Genomic DNA, 14804 nt, shown 5'->3' with positions numbered 1-14804 from the left:
TAATAGCTAATTGAATGGTATTGGCATGCAACTCCTGTAGGAGCCAACGTGTTGGCTCTTACAGGACTGAAGAAATCGCATAGCCCTGGGGGAGCAAGCTTGCTTGCGAAGACAATGGTTCAGACAGGCGTAAACGCATCGAATATAGTCGCTAAGCCACTCCTACAGAGCCTGCACAGGGATTTATGCCATTCAATGCGACCGAAGTCTGGCAAGGAAAGACCGATCCTGTGTCAATCCACCTTGCTCAGGTCACCCTTCAACGCAACGCCAGCGATGATTGCACCGGCATGGCATTCGTAGTTCACAGGGTCTTTGCGTTCGATACTTTTGTAGTAGCTGGTGATGTTGGTCACGGCATTGGCGTTGGCGTTTTTCGCTGCGCCGTACATCTGCAGGATGGCCGATTGCAGGACCCACTCACACGCTTCGGTATCGGTCTTGTTGAATGCGTTGGTTTTTTTGTTGGTCACAGCGCCAGGGCTGACCACGGTAACCTTACCTTTTGGCGGTACGCCTGCCAGGTAGAACTTTACGCTGCCATCGATTTTGCCAGCGGCGGTCATGTCATTGATGACTTTCTGAAACGGCAGGAACAACGCCGTGTCGCGGGCCTGGCTGACAGCAGGCAGGACGGACAACGCGACGGCAGCAGCGGCGATCCAGGATTTCATTTGCATAACGATCTCTCCTTGAGACTAGGTAAAAGGGTCAGGACCAGCGGCGGAAAATCAACGACGTGTTGACCCCACCAAAAGCGAAGTTGTTGTTCATCACGTATTCGTGGCTCATCTGCCGAGGCTCGCCGCGCAGGTAATCCAGGTCGCCGCACTGTGGGTCGATCTCGTCCAGGTTCAGCGTATGGATGTAACGGTCGCGATTGAGCATCTCGATGCAGAACCAGGACTCCAGCGCACCGCATGCGCCCAGGGTGTGGCCCAGAAAGCTTTTCTGCGAACTGATCGGCATGCGTGGTCCGAACAGACTGCTGGTGGCGAGGGTTTCAGCGATGTCGCCTTGCTCGGTTGCGGTGCCGTGACCGTTGACGTAGCCGATGGCTTCAGGCGGCAGGTTGGCGTCTTCCAGCGCCAGCTCCATGGCGCGGCGCATGGTCGCCTGTTCAGGGCGGGTGCTGTGCGCGCCGTCGGCGTTGCTGCCGAAACCCACCAGCTCTGCATGAATGTGCGCGCCACGGGCCAGTGCGTGCTCCAGTTCTTCCAGCACCAGCATGCCGCCGCCTTCGCCGATCACCAGGCCGTCACGTCCGGTGTCATACGGGCGCGGGCTGGTGTGGGGCGCGTCGTTTTTCAGGCTGGTGGCATACAGCGCATCGAAGACCATGGCTTCGGTAGGGCACAGTTCTTCCGCGCCCCCGGCCAGCATCAGCGGCAAGCGGCCGAACTTGATTGCCTCATAGGCATAACCGATGCCTTGGCTGCCGCTGGTGCAGGCGCTGGACGTCGGGATCAAACGACCGGTCAGCCCGAAGAAAATGCTGATATTGGCCGCCGTGGTGTGCGGCATCATCCGCACGTAAGAGTTGGCGTTGAGCCCAACGGCCACCGAGTTGAGCAGCATGTTGCCGAAAGCTTTTACATCTTCGGTGCTGCCCGTGGATGAGCCGCAGGCGGTGCCCATGCGCCCGTCACGGATGATGGGGTCATTGAGCAGGCCCGCACCTATCAAGGCCTGTTCGGCCGCGCCCACTGCCAGACGCGAGACCCGGCCCATGCTGCGCAGTTGTTTGCGGGTCCAGTGCGACGGCACGGCGAAATCATCGATAGGGCCCGCCAGCCGAGTGTTCAGCTCGGTGAAGCGATCCCATTCGTCCATGCGCCGAATGCCGCTGCGGTTGGCGTTGAAGTTGGCTTCAACGCTCGCCCAGTCGCTGCCCAGTGAAGTGATACCGGCCATGCCGGTGACGACGACGCGCTTCATCAGCACAGGCCTCCGTTGACGGCCAGTACTTGGCGAGTGATATACGCGGCTTCGGCGGACATCAGGAAATTCACCGCACCAGCGACTTCTTCAGGGGTGCCCATGCGCTGTGCGGGGATCATCTTCATCAATTCATCCACAGGAACATTTTCGTCGAGCATGGCGGTATCGATCAGTCCGGGCGCGACGCAGTTTACGGTGATCTTGCGCTTGCCCAGCTCGATGGCCAGCGCCTTGGCAGCACCGATTACGCCCGCTTTGGAGGCGCTGTAATTGACTTGGCCACGGTTGCCGATCAGTCCTGAAACCGAGGTGATGCACACGATGCGACCGGCCGCACGGCGACGGATCATTGGCATCATTACCGGGTGCAGCACGTTATAGAAGCCATCGAGGTTGGTTCTGAGCACCACGTCCCAATCATCGTCGCTGAGCGCCGGGAAGGCGCCGTCACGCGTCAGTCCGGCGTTGAGCACCACACCGTAATAGGCACCGTGGGTTTCCACATCCGCTTCCAGAATGGCTTTGCAGGTTTCGCGGTCAGCCACGTCGAATTGCAGGATCCGCGCCCGACGGCCCAACGCGACGATTTCGGCCTGGACAGCTTCGGCTTCGGTGCGTCCACTGCGGCAATGCAGGATCAGGTCGAAGCCTGCTTGCGCCAGTCGTAGCGCAATGGCGCGGCCGATGCCACGGCTGGAGCCGGTGACCAGTATCGAGTCAGTCATGTGCCGGCTCCTTCGTTCAGGTATTGATCGGGGTTGGGCGGGCAGTACACGCTGAGGCGGGCAAACGCTTCAATGGCCGGGCCGGTCAGGCGACACTCGAAAACACCCATGCCGTTGTCGTCCTGCAGCGACCGCAGAGCGTGGATGGTCAATTCACTGCCCGCGGGAAAGTGTTCCACGTTGCATTCGAACTTGCGACTGCCGAGCAGAAAGCCCAGTACTACCGGTTCACCTTGAGTACGAGCCTGACAGCCTGCGTAGGCGGCGACACTCTGAGCCATCAGCTCGATGCCTACCCAGGCGGGCATGTTGCCTTTGGCGTCATTGAGCAGTCCACCGGGTGTGACAGTCAGGCGAGTGTGAATCTGTTCTTCGTCGAACGACAGCACCTCATCGATGAGGATCATGTCGCCGGCATGGGGCAGCAGTTCTGCGAGCGGCCAGGCAATCATGAGGCGTCTCCGATAATCAGGCTGATGTTGTTGCCGCCGAAGGCAAACGAGTTGCTCATCAGGTAGCGCTTTGGCGTTTGTGCCAGGCGAGTCTGCGCGTTAGTCCACTGCAAAGGCGGCAGCAGCGGGTCTGCTTCGCCATCCCAGGTGTGAGGCGGCAGCGCGTGGTCAGTGTTTTCCGGTGCCAGGCTCAGCCAGCAGAACGCTGCTTCAAGCGCACCCGCTGCGCCCAGCGTGTGGCCGGTCATGGGTTTGGTCGAAGAGCAGGGCACGCCGTCAGGGAAAATAGCGTTCACGGCCAGGCTTTCCATGGCGTCGTTGTGAGGCGTGGCCGTGCCGTGCAAGTTCAGGTAACCGATCTGCGTCGCAGCAAGCCCGGCATTGTCCAGCGCTTGTTGCATGGCTTCACGTGCTCCGCGGCCGCTCGGTTCGGGAGCGGAAATATGGTGCGCGTCGCACGTTGCGCCCGCACCCAGTAACGCAATCGAATGCTCGCCGCTGGCTTCGCGGGTCATCAGAAACAACACCGCAGCCTCGCCGATATTGATCCCGTCACGATTGCGCGAAAACGGGTTGCAGCGCTGCTGCGAAACCGCTTCCAACGCCGAGAAACCGTTCAGGGTAAGTTTGCACAGCGTGTCGACACCGCCGCACAGCACCGCATCGCACAGGCCCATGTCCAAGGCGCGTCGGGCACTGAGCAGGGCGCGGGCGCTGGACGTGCAGGCAGTGGAAATCACGTAAGAAGGGCCGCTCAGCTCCAGCCACTCCGAAAGGAAATTGGCCGCTGCACCCAGCTCTTGTTGCTGATAGTGGTAATCAGCAGGGAACTGCTGGCTGCTCAACCATGCGCCAATGCCACGCCCGGCTTCGTCGATGCCCGACGTGCTGGTGCCCAGAATCACCCCGATACGATGAGTGCCATAACGCGTGATGGCCTCACGGATACCCGGCTCGATCTGCAGGGCAGCCGCCAGCAACAGCTGATTGTTGCGGCTGTTGTGGGAGGCCAGAGCAGAGGGGATTTGCGGCAACTCTGTTTTGACTGCACCTACAGGCAAGATGCGCTCCGGGACCCATCCGCCTTCTTCGACCATGCCTGACGTGTCGGCGGCAAATAGCCTGCGGGCGACTTCTTCGCGATCGCTGCCCAGAGAGCAGATCAGCCCTAGTGCGTTCAGGTAGGCGTTCACTGCAGGGCCTCACTGTTCAGCGGGCTGATACCGTAGTTGATCCTGCCGTCTTTGCCGGTGAGGACGACCAGCCTGAAGGTGTCGGCGCTGCTGTATTCCACGCCCCATCGTTCATTGAAAATGCGTTGCGTACCTCGGCGCTGTGCAGTCGGATAGTTACGCCCCAACTCATTGTCCGGGGTCAGGGCGAATAGCAGCGCCGCGAACAGTTCCCGGGCTTCGGCATTGGGCGGTAAAAGACCGTCGGCTTGCCATTGGCCTTTGATCAATTGCTGGCGGGCAAGGGGAATCCCCAGTGGGTCCATCAGTGACCAGCGCAATCCGCTGGCTTCCTGCTGAATCACCAGCAACCAGTCCTGACGCTGATCAGCCTGCTGGCGCTGGATGTGCAATTGCATCGGCAACTGCAGCTCGGGGACCGAAACAGGCAGCGGGGCCTGGCTGGCACACGCCGTGAGCAGCAGGGCACAGGCAATCAGCAATGCGCGAATCATGTTCTTTCACCCTCGACAGGCTTGCGCGCCACCACATTGACCAAGGTTTCCTCGCGTTGGCCAACAGGCGCTGGCTTGCGTAGCTTCAGACGTTCCAGCAAACCGAAATCAGTGGAGCGGCTCCACCAAAGATACGGGTAAGACACGTTCTGCGCACCAAACTCAAAGCCCTGATCGCGGAGCATTTGCAGGTACTGCTCAGCACTTTTCTGCACATGCATCGGGTGGCGGAACAGCCAGCGGATCACCCAGGTGTCGATATAGGCTTCGGTGGATTCAGCGAACAACAAATAACCGCCGGGTTTGAGCACCCGATAGAACTCGGCGAGGGCCTGTTCCTGTTCGACCAGGTGGTGGAATGTCTGGTGGCAGAACAGGATATCGACGCTGGCGTCGGCCAGTTTCAGGGCTGCGCAGTCGCTGCCGATCAGTTCGACATCGATGCCTTGAAGTCGGGCTTCAGTGCGGCTCATGGTCAGGCTTTCAGGATCAGCGTCCACACCTAACAGGCGTGATGGCGCAAACACTTCAGACAGGCGCTTGAAAGACTTGCCCTGACCGCAACCCGCGTCGAGTAGTACTGGCTGGCTTGGCGGTGCGCCGTCAAACAGGCTGCGCAGATCGTCGATCGCCACCCGCAACACGCGGTGTTGCCAGGTATGGCTACGCAGGAACCACAAACCGAAACGGGTTTCTTCGACGTATTTGTCGCTCAGGAACGGGCCGCTCATTGAGCTGTACTCGCGCAGATTTCCGAGAGCATGCGCAGGCGGCGCTTGGGCTCGGCAACAAACGGGTTAAGCGGGTCCCAGGCGTATCCGGCCAGAATCGCGCTGATCATGCGGCGGATATCCCGAGTGCTTTCCGGGTAGAAAATCACATCCTGGAAAGTGCCTTCGTACCAGCCCTCGACATAGGCGCGGAAAGTGTCTACGCCACGCTTGAGCGGTGTGGAGAATTCAGCCTGCCAGTCGACCGTTTCACCTTGCAACTGGCGATGCAGAACCCCCGCCGCCATGCTCGCCGAACGCATGGCAATGGTCACGCCGGATGAGAACACCGGGTCGAGGAATTCAGCCGCATTGCCCAGTAGCGCAAAGCCCGGACCGTGCAGGGTTTTGACGTTGGCCGAGTAACCGCCGATGGTCCGCGCCGGAGTGTCCCACACGGCGTTTTTGAGCAGTTCTTTAAGGTGCGGAGTTTCACCCACGAACTCGCGCAAGCAGGCGTCGAGGTCTTCGGGTTTGTCCTTGAAGCGTTCGGACGCAGCGACGACACCCATGGAGCAGCGGCCGTTGCTGAACGGGATCGACCAGAACCACACGTCGCGCATTTCAGGGTGAATGCTGACGAGGATTTTCTCCCGGTCAAAGGACTCCGGGAAATGATCCTCAACGTGGGTGAACACCGCCTGACGCACCGGAAAATTCGACGGTGCTTCCAGGTCCAGCAAGCGCGGCAGCACGCGACCATAGCCGCTGGCATCGAGCACGAACTGCGCCTGCACTTGATACTTGCTGCCGTCTTCGCGACGCACGTTCAGTACTGGCTGCAGGCTGTTGAAATCGCCCGCGATGATCTCTTGCTGATAGCGGATTTCCACTCCCTGCAATTCAGCCTGATCGGCCAACAGTTTGTCGAACTCACCGCGCTGTACTTGAAAGGTCGATGGCTGGCCTTCGCTGAAGGTGTCGCCGAAGTCGAACGCGCTGTATTGATCGCGCCAGGCAAAGGCAGCGCCATTTTTCTTCTGGAAGCCTGCGGCCTTTACGGCTTCGAGCATGCCGGCTTCTTCGACGAAGTCCAGGCAATGTGACAGCAGGCTCTCACCGATGGAAAAACGTGGGAACTGCTGGCGCTCAATGATCAGCACGTCATGCCCGTTGCGCTTGAGCAGGGCTGCGGCGATCGCACCGGCAGGACCCGCACCGATCACCACGACTGTCCGGCTTTCCCTATCAGTTACTGGCATATGACTTCCTTACTGGATCGACAGCGTTTACGGGTGGCTGCACCGGTGCGCGGCCCATGCCCAGCAAGGCTGGCATCAGGGTCGCGAGCAGGCTCATCAACATCAGCGCGAAGTACAGCGCCGGGTTGATCAGTTGTTGTTGCAGCAGCATATTGAGAAAGACGATTTCGCTCAGGCCGCGAATATTCAGCAGCACGCTTTCACGCCAGCGGCTGGCACCGGCAAAGGACGGCGTTGCCCAGCTCAACCCGAGCCAGTTGCCGAGCATCTTGCTGACAATCGGCAGCAGAATCAGCGCGCCGAGCTGTACCCAACTGAGGCTGCCCATGGCGCTGTGCACATTAATCTGCACGATGCCAAAGGTCAGGATCAGCGGGATCGCCAGCCAGGTTTGCAGGCGTATGAACCATTCGCGCTTGATCGGCAGCACCCACGGCTGTTTGAGTTGGGCCATGCACAGCAGATAGCCGATGCCGAAAATCAGCGCATTGAGCTTGTAGTGCTCGGCGACTACCAACAAAGCGAAAAACGTGACGCTGTACACCAGCGGTTGGCGCAGTTGCAGAGCCCGCAACAGCAAAGGCACGCACGCGCCGAGCAGCGGCAGTAAAAGGCTATTGATGTTCAGGCTGCCTTGGGCGATGCCAAACAGGCTCCAGCACATCAGGTCGATAAGGATTGCGGTCTGCACCAGACGCCGGGTCGCCTCTGGCGGATAGTCGATATGGCGCAGGTACAGGTACAGCACCGGGATCGCCGTAATCGCGAATACGAGACCGAGAGCCAATGAACTGATCCACGGCTGTGCAGGCAGAAACCAGAAGGCGCAACCCAACCCGGCCAGGAATGGCACAGCAAAACTAGGCAGTGCGACTTTCAGGCTTTGGCGATCCATCTTTACGTCGATAACGTCGCTGAGGATGTGCCCCAACACGATGGCGAAACTCAGGCCATACAAGGTCTTTAGCCAGACTGGCGACACCAGCTGTGCACCGCTCAGTTGCCAGTACGGTTCCACCCAGAACAGCATGATCAGCGGCAGGGCGAAGGTCGCCAGTAACAACTGACTGACGATGGGAATCAAGCCGAAACGGCGTCCCAGATGCGTCGCGACCGCAAACATCAGTAAGGCCATCAACCAGAACAGCGCGGTCATCATGAATGAGCCTCGCTTTCAGTTGCGGGTTTGGTCTTTCGAGAAGCAGCCCACGGTGCGAGCATGAAGCTGAACGCCAGTCCGAGGCTCACCGACAGGCCAAAGTTGCTGATGGCGGGCGTGCTGGAAACGGCCAGCAAACCGAACGATAACCATGTGGTGACGGCGGCGAGCAAGGTACCCAGCAAACTCACTGCGGCACCACCAATCTGTTCGCGCATCAGGATCGCGTAGTCAACACTGATCGCGGTCACCAGTAACAGGCCGAACAGGCTGAACAACGTCAGCGGCTGGCCGAGCCAACCCAGGCTGGCAAGGCTGCACAGCGCGGCGAGCAACGGTAGCGCGACGATGCGCAGCGCACCGCCAAATCCGAATGGCGCAATCAGCAACAGCACGATCAACACGCAGGACGCCAGTTTCAATTCTGCGGCGCTGATCTGGGTGGCGGCAAAGACAGTGTTGAGTTGTCCCAGACGATCCACCAGCCGCACGCCCGGCAAGTCCTGAGCTTGCAAACGCAGCAAGGCGGCGTTGTTCAAACCTTGCAGGCTGACCATGCCAGCGACACCATTTTTGCTCGCGCCCAGCCACAGCACTCGCCATGGTTCGCCGAGTGGTCCGGCCAGTGCTGCGTCGATATCAGTGACCGGCAACGCCTGCAGTTGAGTCAGTTCAGCTTGCAGTGCATTGGCGGGAACGCCGAGCTCAACCAGCGTTTGCCAGTGCTCAGGCAAGGTGCTCAGGGCTTTGCGCACGGCCTCTTGTTCGGAAGGGGGCGCAACCAACTGGTTCAACGCCAGATAACCGTTCAGTTCGTCCAGATTCACCAATTGGTCGAGACGTTGGGTCAGTGCCGTCTGACGCTCCAGCAATTCTTGCTGGTCTTTGCCCTCGACCAAAAAGAACTGGCTGGTGGGCTGGTAACCCGTGATCTTCGCAATGGTCTGCGCTTGCGCGGTAAGTTGCGGCGGCGCCGAGATCCATTGACGGATGTCATTCTTGGTGGTCAGTTGCCACAGTCCTGCTGCGCAGAACAGCACCAGCAACGTCAGCAGAATGGGCGTGCCGACCCGTTGCAGCAGGGTTTCGCGCCAGCCCAACAAGCGTTCAGCCAGGCGCAAAGGCCATTGAGCCGGGTTCAATTCAGTGCTGTTGAGCATCGCGGGCAACAGGCAAACGGCAGTGAGATAAGCGCCAATCAGGCCCGCCGCAGAGAACACGGCGATTTGTGTCAGCGCCGGGAAAGGCGTCCAGGCCAACGCCAGGTAACCGATGCAACTGGTCGCCAGGCTCAGACTCAGGCCCGGCAGCGTCAGGCGCAGGGCAGGCCAGCTGCGCCAGGGTTTCAGGCTCCAGCTTTTGGACAGGTAATGCAGCGGGTAATCCACCGCTACGCCAATCAGGCTGGACCCCAGTACCAGTGTCATCACGTGCATATGGCCGAAGAACGCGACGCAGGCGACGGCGCCAAACAGCATGCCCACCAGCACCGGCACGAACGCCAGCAAGACACGCCAGCGGCGGAAAGCCAACAGCAGCAACAGCAGAATGCCCGCTGTTGCACCACCGCCGACCCAGGTGATTTCCCGACTGGCCTGACGTTGGCCGTCGGCGGCATACAGCAGGCCGCTGGCTGCCAGTAACTGCCCATCGGCCTGCGCAGCCTGTTGGCGGGCCGCGCTGAGCAAGTCGGCGACGCGCAGCGGCAAGTGCATGTCGAACGCATCGCCGTTTGTACGGGCTCGCAGCAGTACCCAGTTTTTGCCATCGGCGTTGGCGATTAGCGCCCCGGTGCCGATATCCGGCCGCACGGCGCCGTGTTGTGGCATGCCGCTCTGAATACGTCCAGTCAGGCCCAGCCAGTCATCCTGGCTGGGCACCAGGCTGAAGCCGCTGAATGGGTCGAACAGGCTTTGCACGCGTTGTTGAATAAAGGCCTGAGGGTTGTCGATCAATTGCGTCCGGTCTGCCGTTGGCAGCATCGCCAGTCGACCTTGCAGCAGCTGGGTGCGCAGCGCAGGCAGATCGGCTTGCAGGCTCCATTGGACCTTGTCGAACAGACCGCTGGCCTGCCATTGCTCTCCCAATTCTTGGGCCAGTTTGATGGCTTGCTGTTGATCGGTGTGGCCGACCAACACCAGCATTTCGCGGTTCAGTGGTTCTTGCATGCGCTGTTCGGCGCGCAGTTCCAAAGGATCGGGGCTGCTACCGGGGACCAGCTCCATCAGGTTGGCTGACAGCGGCGCACCGTCGCGCCATTGCCAGCCCGCGAGAGCCAGCACCGCCAACAGGATGATCAGGAACAGGCGCGGCAACAGGCGTTCAATTCGCAAAATCAGTACGCTCCGCATCGCTCAAGGCTGGCACGCTCTGGCTGTCGACCATCTTCAACAGTGTGCTGTCACCTTGGGTTTCCAGCAGTTCGATACGCTGCACCAGTTCCCCGCCGTCGATATTGATCTGCTTGAACACCTGTTGCAGCAACAGCGAACGCGGGGTCAATGTCAGTTGCCAGGCTTTGGCATCGCCTTTGAGCTGCAATTCGAAGTCGCGCTGCAGGCCGCTGCTGTCACCCTGCAACACGGCAAGGAACAGTCGGTTCTGTTCAGCTCCGGCGCTCTTGTTGGGCAGCAAATGCCAGCCATTGGCTGCGTCACGGCGGGCAATGCCAGCCGGGGTGATGCGGTAATCCTGTTTGAGCGGCGTATCCAGCAGCCACAGCAGACCGAACTCCTTGGCCAGTACAAAACGGCCTTTGCTGATCAATGGAGTTGGCAGGGCGCGCAGGTGTTTTTCCTGGATGAAGTTGCCGCGTACCACGACCGGTTTTGCCAGTTGATCGCTTAGTTGCTGTAAGTCAAAAGCCTGGGCCAGTGGTGACAGGCACAGCAGCGCCATAAGGCAAAACACACGACCCATGGTTGAAATGAGGTTCATGTGGGAGCGGTGCTTGCCCGCGATAAGTGCACCGCAGATATCAGGTCTACCGCGTCCAGCCTTATCGCGGGCAAGCACCGCTCCCACAGGGTTGAGACCTGTTTCGATACAGAGATTCATGGCAACACCCTCTCAACCGCATCAGTGAAGGCTTTCGGCGACGCCAGCTGCATTTCGCGGGTTTCGATGGCCACTGCCACCTGAATCGAGCTGGCGCGGGTCATGCGTTCGCCGGTCTCGGCATCGGTGATCAGGTAATTAATCTTCAAGCGGTTCTCCCACTCCACAAGGCTGGCGCGCACGATCAGCCGTTGGCCGAATACCGCGCCGCGCACGTAGCGCAACTGGATGTCTATCACCGGCCAGCCGTAACCGGATTCGAGCATCTGCGTGTAGTTGTGGCCGATGTGGTCCAGCAAGGCGCAGCGGGCGACTTCCAGGTACTTGATGTAATGGCCGTGCCAAACGATGTTCATCGAGTCGACGTCAAAAAAGGGCACCAGAATTTCGGTGTCGACATCGATTACGCCTTTACTGCGCATGCAACCTCCAGTGGCGATCAGCGATGCGCTGCAGGCACAGACGCAGTTCACCTTCCAGCGCACGGTCTTCGATCACCGGCGGGAAATCAGCGGCCAGTTGTTCGTGCATGGCTGCCAGCGCTGGCGGTAGAGGGCGCGCATCAGCGGCCTTACTGCGCAGCCAGACGCCCTGATTCGCGGCGATCAATGTGGCGGCTGCCACTTGCTCGGTCAGCTCCAGCACGCGAATGGCGTCCCGGGCGGCGATGGTGCCCATGCTGACTTTGTCCTGATTGTGGCACTCGGTAGAACGCGAGAACACGCTGGCTGGCATGGTGTTCTTCAAGGCTTCGGCGGTCCAGGCGCTGGTGCCGATCTGCACGGCCTTGAAGCCATGGTTGATCATCGCCCGGTCCGCTGGCGCGCCGGACAAATTGCTCGGCAACCCGTGGTTGTAGCGTTCATCTACCAGCAGCGCGAGCTGGCGATCAAGCAGATCGGCGACGTTGGCGACGAGGTTTTTCAGGCTGTCCATGGCGAACGCAATGTGGCCGCCGTAGAAATGCCCGCCGTGCAGCACGCGTTCGGCTTCGGCGTCGATGATCGGGTTGTCGTTGGCGCTGTTCAATTCAATTTCGATGAACGAACGCAGCCAGTTCAGGCTGTCAGCCAGTACGCCCAGCACATGCGGGGCGCAACGTAGCGAGTAGCGATCCTGCAAACGATGCAGTGGCGCGGTTGGTGCGTCGATGGCCAGATCCTTGCGCAACCAGGCCGCGACTTGCATCTGGCCCGGATGAGGCTTGGCAGCAAACAGGCGTTCGTCGAAATGCTCAGGGTTGCCTTGCAGCGCAACGACGTTCATCGCGGTGATACGCGTTGCCAGTTGCAGCAGGTAATCAGCGCGGGCAAAGGCCAGGCACGCCAGACCGGTCATCACCGCTGTGCCGTTCATCAAGGCCAGGGCCTCTTTGGGGCGCAACACCAACGGGTCCCAGCCCAGCTCGCGATGCACGTCGCTGGACTGACGGCGTTCGCCGCGGAACATGACTTCGCGCTCGCCGGACAAGGTCGCCGCGACGTAAGACAGCGGCGTCAGATCGCCGCTGGCACCCACCGAACCTTCTTCCGGAATCAGCGGCAATACTTCCTGATCAAGAAACGCCTGCAGCCGCTCCAGCAGCTCAATGCGAACCCCGGAAACGCCGTGGCACAACGACTGCAAACGCGCCGCCAGTACCGCACGAGTGGCTTGGGCATCGAGCAGTTTGCCCAGCCCACAACCGTGAAACGTGTACAGGTGACGTGGCAAGGCTTCCACATGCTGCAGCGGTACAGCCACCACGCAGGAATCACCGTAACCGGTAGTCACGCCGTAAATCACGCCTTCCTTGTCCAGCAGCGAATCGAGGAACTGCGCGCCTTTGGCGATGCGCTGACGGTAGGCGCTGTCGCTTTGCAGAGCGGTCGGCACTTGGCGATTGGCCAGGGCCAGCACGTCTTCGATCTGCAACGCACGCTCGCCGAAGGTGACCGGCTCAGGAACTTGATTCGTCATCGGACTTCCAGAAAGGGTAGAAATTGAACCACTGCTGCGGGGCTTGCAGGCTGTAGTGGGCGAGGCGGTCGGCATAGCGCTGAGCGTGATCGGCAATGACTTGTTGCCGGTCGCTGCGCCTCCACTCGACGGCATTGGCGAAAGGCTCAAGCGTCACTTGATAACCGCTTGGGCGCTTGAGGCAGAAAATCAGATTGATCGGGCATTTTAATAATCCGGCCAGCAGCCACGGGCCCTGGGGGAACGCAGCCTTGGCACCCAGGAAGTCGACCCGCGCATTGCGCCCGCCATGAAGGGCCACTCGGTCACCGGCGATGGCCAGCCACTCGCCTTCATCCAGACGCTGGCTCAGTTGCAGCATGACCGACGGGTCCAGCTCGCTGACCTGAATCAGACGCAGATTGGTCGCGCCTGCTTCACCCAAAAGACGGTTGAAGCGCTCGGCGTGCCGTGTATGGACCAGCACGTTCATGGTGACTTTTTCGCCCAGTTCGGCCAGCGCGCGGCAGACTTCGAGATTGCCCAGATGCGCGCCCACCAGCATCTGGCCGCGTTCGCCACGCAACTGAGTGCGCAACAGGGCCGGGTCAACGATTTCGATCTGCTCCAGGCGCAGCTTGCCGTTCCAGACGTCGAGCTTGTCGAGCAACGAATCAGCAAAGGCCATGAACTGGCCGAACACCCGTTTGTGGGTTGGCATCAGCTCTGGTCTGGCGCTCCACTCGGACAAGCGTCGTTGGTATTCCCAGGCACTCTTGCGCGCCTGACGGCCGAACAGGAAGAAATACAGCACGATGCCGTGCAGCACCGGGCTCAGCACCCGACGACCCAGATGGCGTACGCCCCATGCGGTGAGTTTCATCAGCATGAAACTGCCGCGTTCTTCGTGTTTGGCCCAGTGCTTATCGCTCATCGTTGCGTCCCCCTGTAGAAGCGCACGAGCAGCGCGAGGCCGCGATGGCGGTGTGTCAGGGCGAACGCTTGCTCGTGAGCTCCTGCATTTCCTGCCAGCAAACCGATCACGGCAACCACCGTCGCCAGAGGATCAACGGGAAACGCCCCAACATGCCGAAGAACAGCTTGGTGTGCATTTTCGAGATCAATGCGTTGTCGTGGAACATCCGGAAATGCGACAGGCCGTCCTGCGGGTAATGCACTTTGGTCGGCAGCCAGATCATTGGCTGATTGAGCCACGACAGGCGCACGAGGATTTCCGAGTCGAAATCCATCCGCTTGCCCACTTGTACGGTATTGATCAGGTGCAGGACGGGCGCCAGCGGGTAAACCCTGAAACCGCACATCGAATCCTTGATCTGCAAGGACAGGCTGTTGACCCATACCCAGAAATGCGTGAGGTAGCGGGCATACAACCGGCCTTTGGGAACGCTGGCATCGTATTGCGGATAACCGCAGATCAGCGCGTTGGGTTGTTGGCGTGACGTTTCGAGGAAAATGCCGAGATCAGCGAGATTGTGCTGACCGTCAGCATCCACTTGCAGGGCATGGCTGAAACCCAGGCGCTGAGCCTCACGGAAACCCGCCATGACCGCGCCGCCTTTACCTTGATTGACGGGCAGCGTGACCAGATAAACGTTGTCGCGTTGCGCCAGTTCGCGCAGCACTGCAGCGCAAGCCGGGCTGCTGGCGTCGTCTACCAGGACACACGGCAAACCGGCCGCTAGCACCGCTTCAAGCACCGCAGGTACCGCCAGCTCATGGTCGAACACCGGGATGATGGCGCAGGGGTTATGCATGCGTAGGTACCTGTTCCCGGGTTATCGAGTGCGCTGGAGACTGTGTGGGAGCGAATGCGCTGAGGCTGGAATCGAGTTCATGGCAGAGAATGAATGTC

At 60.1% G+C, this 14804-nt stretch carries 15 protein-coding genes; all 15 read right to left on the bottom strand.

What is annotated here, in order from left to right:
* Positions 1 to 233 precede the first annotated feature (233 nt).
* Positions 234 to 680, bottom strand: coding sequence for an excinuclease (locus ABRP31_RS24950; RefSeq protein WP_349972199.1), 447 nt, complete (start codon positions 678 to 680; stop codon positions 234 to 236).
* 31 nt (positions 681 to 711) lie between these two features.
* Positions 712 to 1938: a beta-ketoacyl-ACP synthase gene (locus ABRP31_RS24945; RefSeq protein ID WP_349972200.1), complete on the bottom strand. Its 1227-nt coding sequence runs from the start codon at positions 1936 to 1938 to the stop codon at positions 712 to 714.
* The gene (gene fabG / locus ABRP31_RS24940; RefSeq protein ID WP_349972202.1) at positions 1938 to 2666 is read right to left on the bottom strand and encodes a 3-oxoacyl-ACP reductase FabG; all 729 of its coding nucleotides are present in this window, start codon (positions 2664 to 2666) and stop codon (positions 1938 to 1940) included. The genes ABRP31_RS24945 and fabG overlap by 1 nt, the downstream gene beginning before the upstream one ends.
* Complete coding sequence (locus ABRP31_RS24935; protein ID WP_349972203.1) at positions 2663 to 3118, bottom strand: hotdog family protein; 456 nt, start codon at positions 3116 to 3118, stop codon at positions 2663 to 2665. The genes fabG and ABRP31_RS24935 overlap by 4 nt, the downstream gene beginning before the upstream one ends.
* A complete protein-coding gene (locus tag ABRP31_RS24930; RefSeq protein ID WP_349972204.1) occupies positions 3115 to 4311 on the bottom strand; it encodes a beta-ketoacyl-[acyl-carrier-protein] synthase family protein in 1197 nt (398 codons plus the stop codon). Before ABRP31_RS24930 ends, ABRP31_RS24935 begins: the two co-directional genes overlap by 4 nt.
* Positions 4308 to 4805: a hypothetical protein gene (locus ABRP31_RS24925; protein WP_349972205.1), complete on the bottom strand. Its 498-nt coding sequence runs from the start codon at positions 4803 to 4805 to the stop codon at positions 4308 to 4310. Before ABRP31_RS24925 ends, ABRP31_RS24930 begins: the two co-directional genes overlap by 4 nt.
* Positions 4802 to 5536: a class I SAM-dependent methyltransferase gene (locus tag ABRP31_RS24920; RefSeq protein WP_349972206.1), complete on the bottom strand. Its 735-nt coding sequence runs from the start codon at positions 5534 to 5536 to the stop codon at positions 4802 to 4804. The genes ABRP31_RS24925 and ABRP31_RS24920 overlap by 4 nt, the downstream gene beginning before the upstream one ends.
* Positions 5533 to 6777 carry an NAD(P)/FAD-dependent oxidoreductase gene (locus tag ABRP31_RS24915; protein WP_349972208.1) on the bottom strand — a complete coding sequence of 415 codons (1245 nt, stop codon included), beginning with the start codon at positions 6775 to 6777 and terminating at the stop codon, positions 5533 to 5535. Before ABRP31_RS24915 ends, ABRP31_RS24920 begins: the two co-directional genes overlap by 4 nt.
* Positions 6764 to 7936 (bottom strand): sodium:proton antiporter, encoded by a 1173-nt coding sequence (locus ABRP31_RS24910; RefSeq protein WP_349972209.1) that lies wholly within the window; start codon positions 7934 to 7936, stop codon positions 6764 to 6766. Before ABRP31_RS24910 ends, ABRP31_RS24915 begins: the two co-directional genes overlap by 14 nt.
* Positions 7933 to 10287: an MMPL family transporter gene (locus ABRP31_RS24905; protein WP_372489072.1), complete on the bottom strand. Its 2355-nt coding sequence runs from the start codon at positions 10285 to 10287 to the stop codon at positions 7933 to 7935. The genes ABRP31_RS24910 and ABRP31_RS24905 overlap by 4 nt, the downstream gene beginning before the upstream one ends.
* Positions 10259 to 10855 carry an outer membrane lipoprotein carrier protein LolA gene (locus ABRP31_RS24900; RefSeq protein WP_349972245.1) on the bottom strand — a complete coding sequence of 199 codons (597 nt, stop codon included), beginning with the start codon at positions 10853 to 10855 and terminating at the stop codon, positions 10259 to 10261. Before ABRP31_RS24900 ends, ABRP31_RS24905 begins: the two co-directional genes overlap by 29 nt.
* A 134-nt stretch (positions 10856 to 10989) precedes the next feature.
* Positions 10990 to 11415, bottom strand: a complete 426-nt coding sequence (locus ABRP31_RS24895; protein WP_087271201.1) for a thioesterase family protein — start codon at positions 11413 to 11415, stop codon at positions 10990 to 10992.
* The gene (locus ABRP31_RS24890; protein ID WP_349972212.1) at positions 11405 to 12952 is read right to left on the bottom strand and encodes an aromatic amino acid ammonia-lyase; all 1548 of its coding nucleotides are present in this window, start codon (positions 12950 to 12952) and stop codon (positions 11405 to 11407) included. The genes ABRP31_RS24895 and ABRP31_RS24890 overlap by 11 nt, the downstream gene beginning before the upstream one ends.
* Complete coding sequence (locus tag ABRP31_RS24885; protein WP_349972214.1) at positions 12933 to 13865, bottom strand: glycosyl transferase; 933 nt, start codon at positions 13863 to 13865, stop codon at positions 12933 to 12935. Before ABRP31_RS24885 ends, ABRP31_RS24890 begins: the two co-directional genes overlap by 20 nt.
* 106 nt (positions 13866 to 13971) lie before the next feature.
* Positions 13972 to 14706: a glycosyltransferase family 2 protein gene (locus ABRP31_RS24880; protein ID WP_349972215.1), complete on the bottom strand. Its 735-nt coding sequence runs from the start codon at positions 14704 to 14706 to the stop codon at positions 13972 to 13974.
* Positions 14707 to 14804 lie beyond the last annotated feature (98 nt).

Origin of the sequence: Pseudomonas caspiana (genome assembly GCF_040224095.2) — a bacterium.
Lineage (GTDB): Bacteria > Pseudomonadota > Gammaproteobacteria > Pseudomonadales > Pseudomonadaceae > Aquipseudomonas > Aquipseudomonas caspiana.
This window is presented reverse-complemented; position numbering and strand designations above follow the sequence as displayed.

What these genes read in the sequence shown, in the direction of transcription:
- ABRP31_RS24935 (WP_349972203.1), bottom strand. Translation starts at nt 3,118, where the DNA reads ATGATTGCCTGGCCGCTCGCAGAACTGCTGCCCCATGCCGGCGACATG.
- ABRP31_RS24880 (WP_349972215.1), bottom strand. Translation starts at nt 14,706, where the DNA reads ATGCATAACCCCTGCGCCATCATCCCGGTGTTCGACCATGAGCTGGCG.
- ABRP31_RS24915 (WP_349972208.1), bottom strand. Translation starts at nt 6,777, where the DNA reads ATGCCAGTAACTGATAGGGAAAGCCGGACAGTCGTGGTGATCGGTGCG.
- ABRP31_RS24920 (WP_349972206.1), bottom strand. Translation starts at nt 5,536, where the DNA reads ATGAGCGGCCCGTTCCTGAGCGACAAATACGTCGAAGAAACCCGTTTC.
- ABRP31_RS24905 (WP_372489072.1), bottom strand. Translation starts at nt 10,287, where the DNA reads ATGCGGAGCGTACTGATTTTGCGAATTGAACGCCTGTTGCCGCGCCTG.
- ABRP31_RS24900 (WP_349972245.1), bottom strand. Translation starts at nt 10,855, where the DNA reads ATGGGTCGTGTGTTTTGCCTTATGGCGCTGCTGTGCCTGTCACCACTG.
- ABRP31_RS24925 (WP_349972205.1), bottom strand. Translation starts at nt 4,805, where the DNA reads ATGATTCGCGCATTGCTGATTGCCTGTGCCCTGCTGCTCACGGCGTGT.
- ABRP31_RS24945 (WP_349972200.1), bottom strand. Translation starts at nt 1,938, where the DNA reads ATGAAGCGCGTCGTCGTCACCGGCATGGCCGGTATCACTTCACTGGGC.
- fabG (WP_349972202.1), bottom strand. Translation starts at nt 2,666, where the DNA reads ATGACTGACTCGATACTGGTCACCGGCTCCAGCCGTGGCATCGGCCGC.
- ABRP31_RS24950 (WP_349972199.1), bottom strand. Translation starts at nt 680, where the DNA reads ATGCAAATGAAATCCTGGATCGCCGCTGCTGCCGTCGCGTTGTCCGTC.
- ABRP31_RS24910 (WP_349972209.1), bottom strand. Translation starts at nt 7,936, where the DNA reads ATGATGACCGCGCTGTTCTGGTTGATGGCCTTACTGATGTTTGCGGTC.
- ABRP31_RS24890 (WP_349972212.1), bottom strand. Translation starts at nt 12,952, where the DNA reads ATGACGAATCAAGTTCCTGAGCCGGTCACCTTCGGCGAGCGTGCGTTG.
- ABRP31_RS24895 (WP_087271201.1), bottom strand. Translation starts at nt 11,415, where the DNA reads ATGCGCAGTAAAGGCGTAATCGATGTCGACACCGAAATTCTGGTGCCC.
- ABRP31_RS24885 (WP_349972214.1), bottom strand. Translation starts at nt 13,865, where the DNA reads ATGAGCGATAAGCACTGGGCCAAACACGAAGAACGCGGCAGTTTCATG.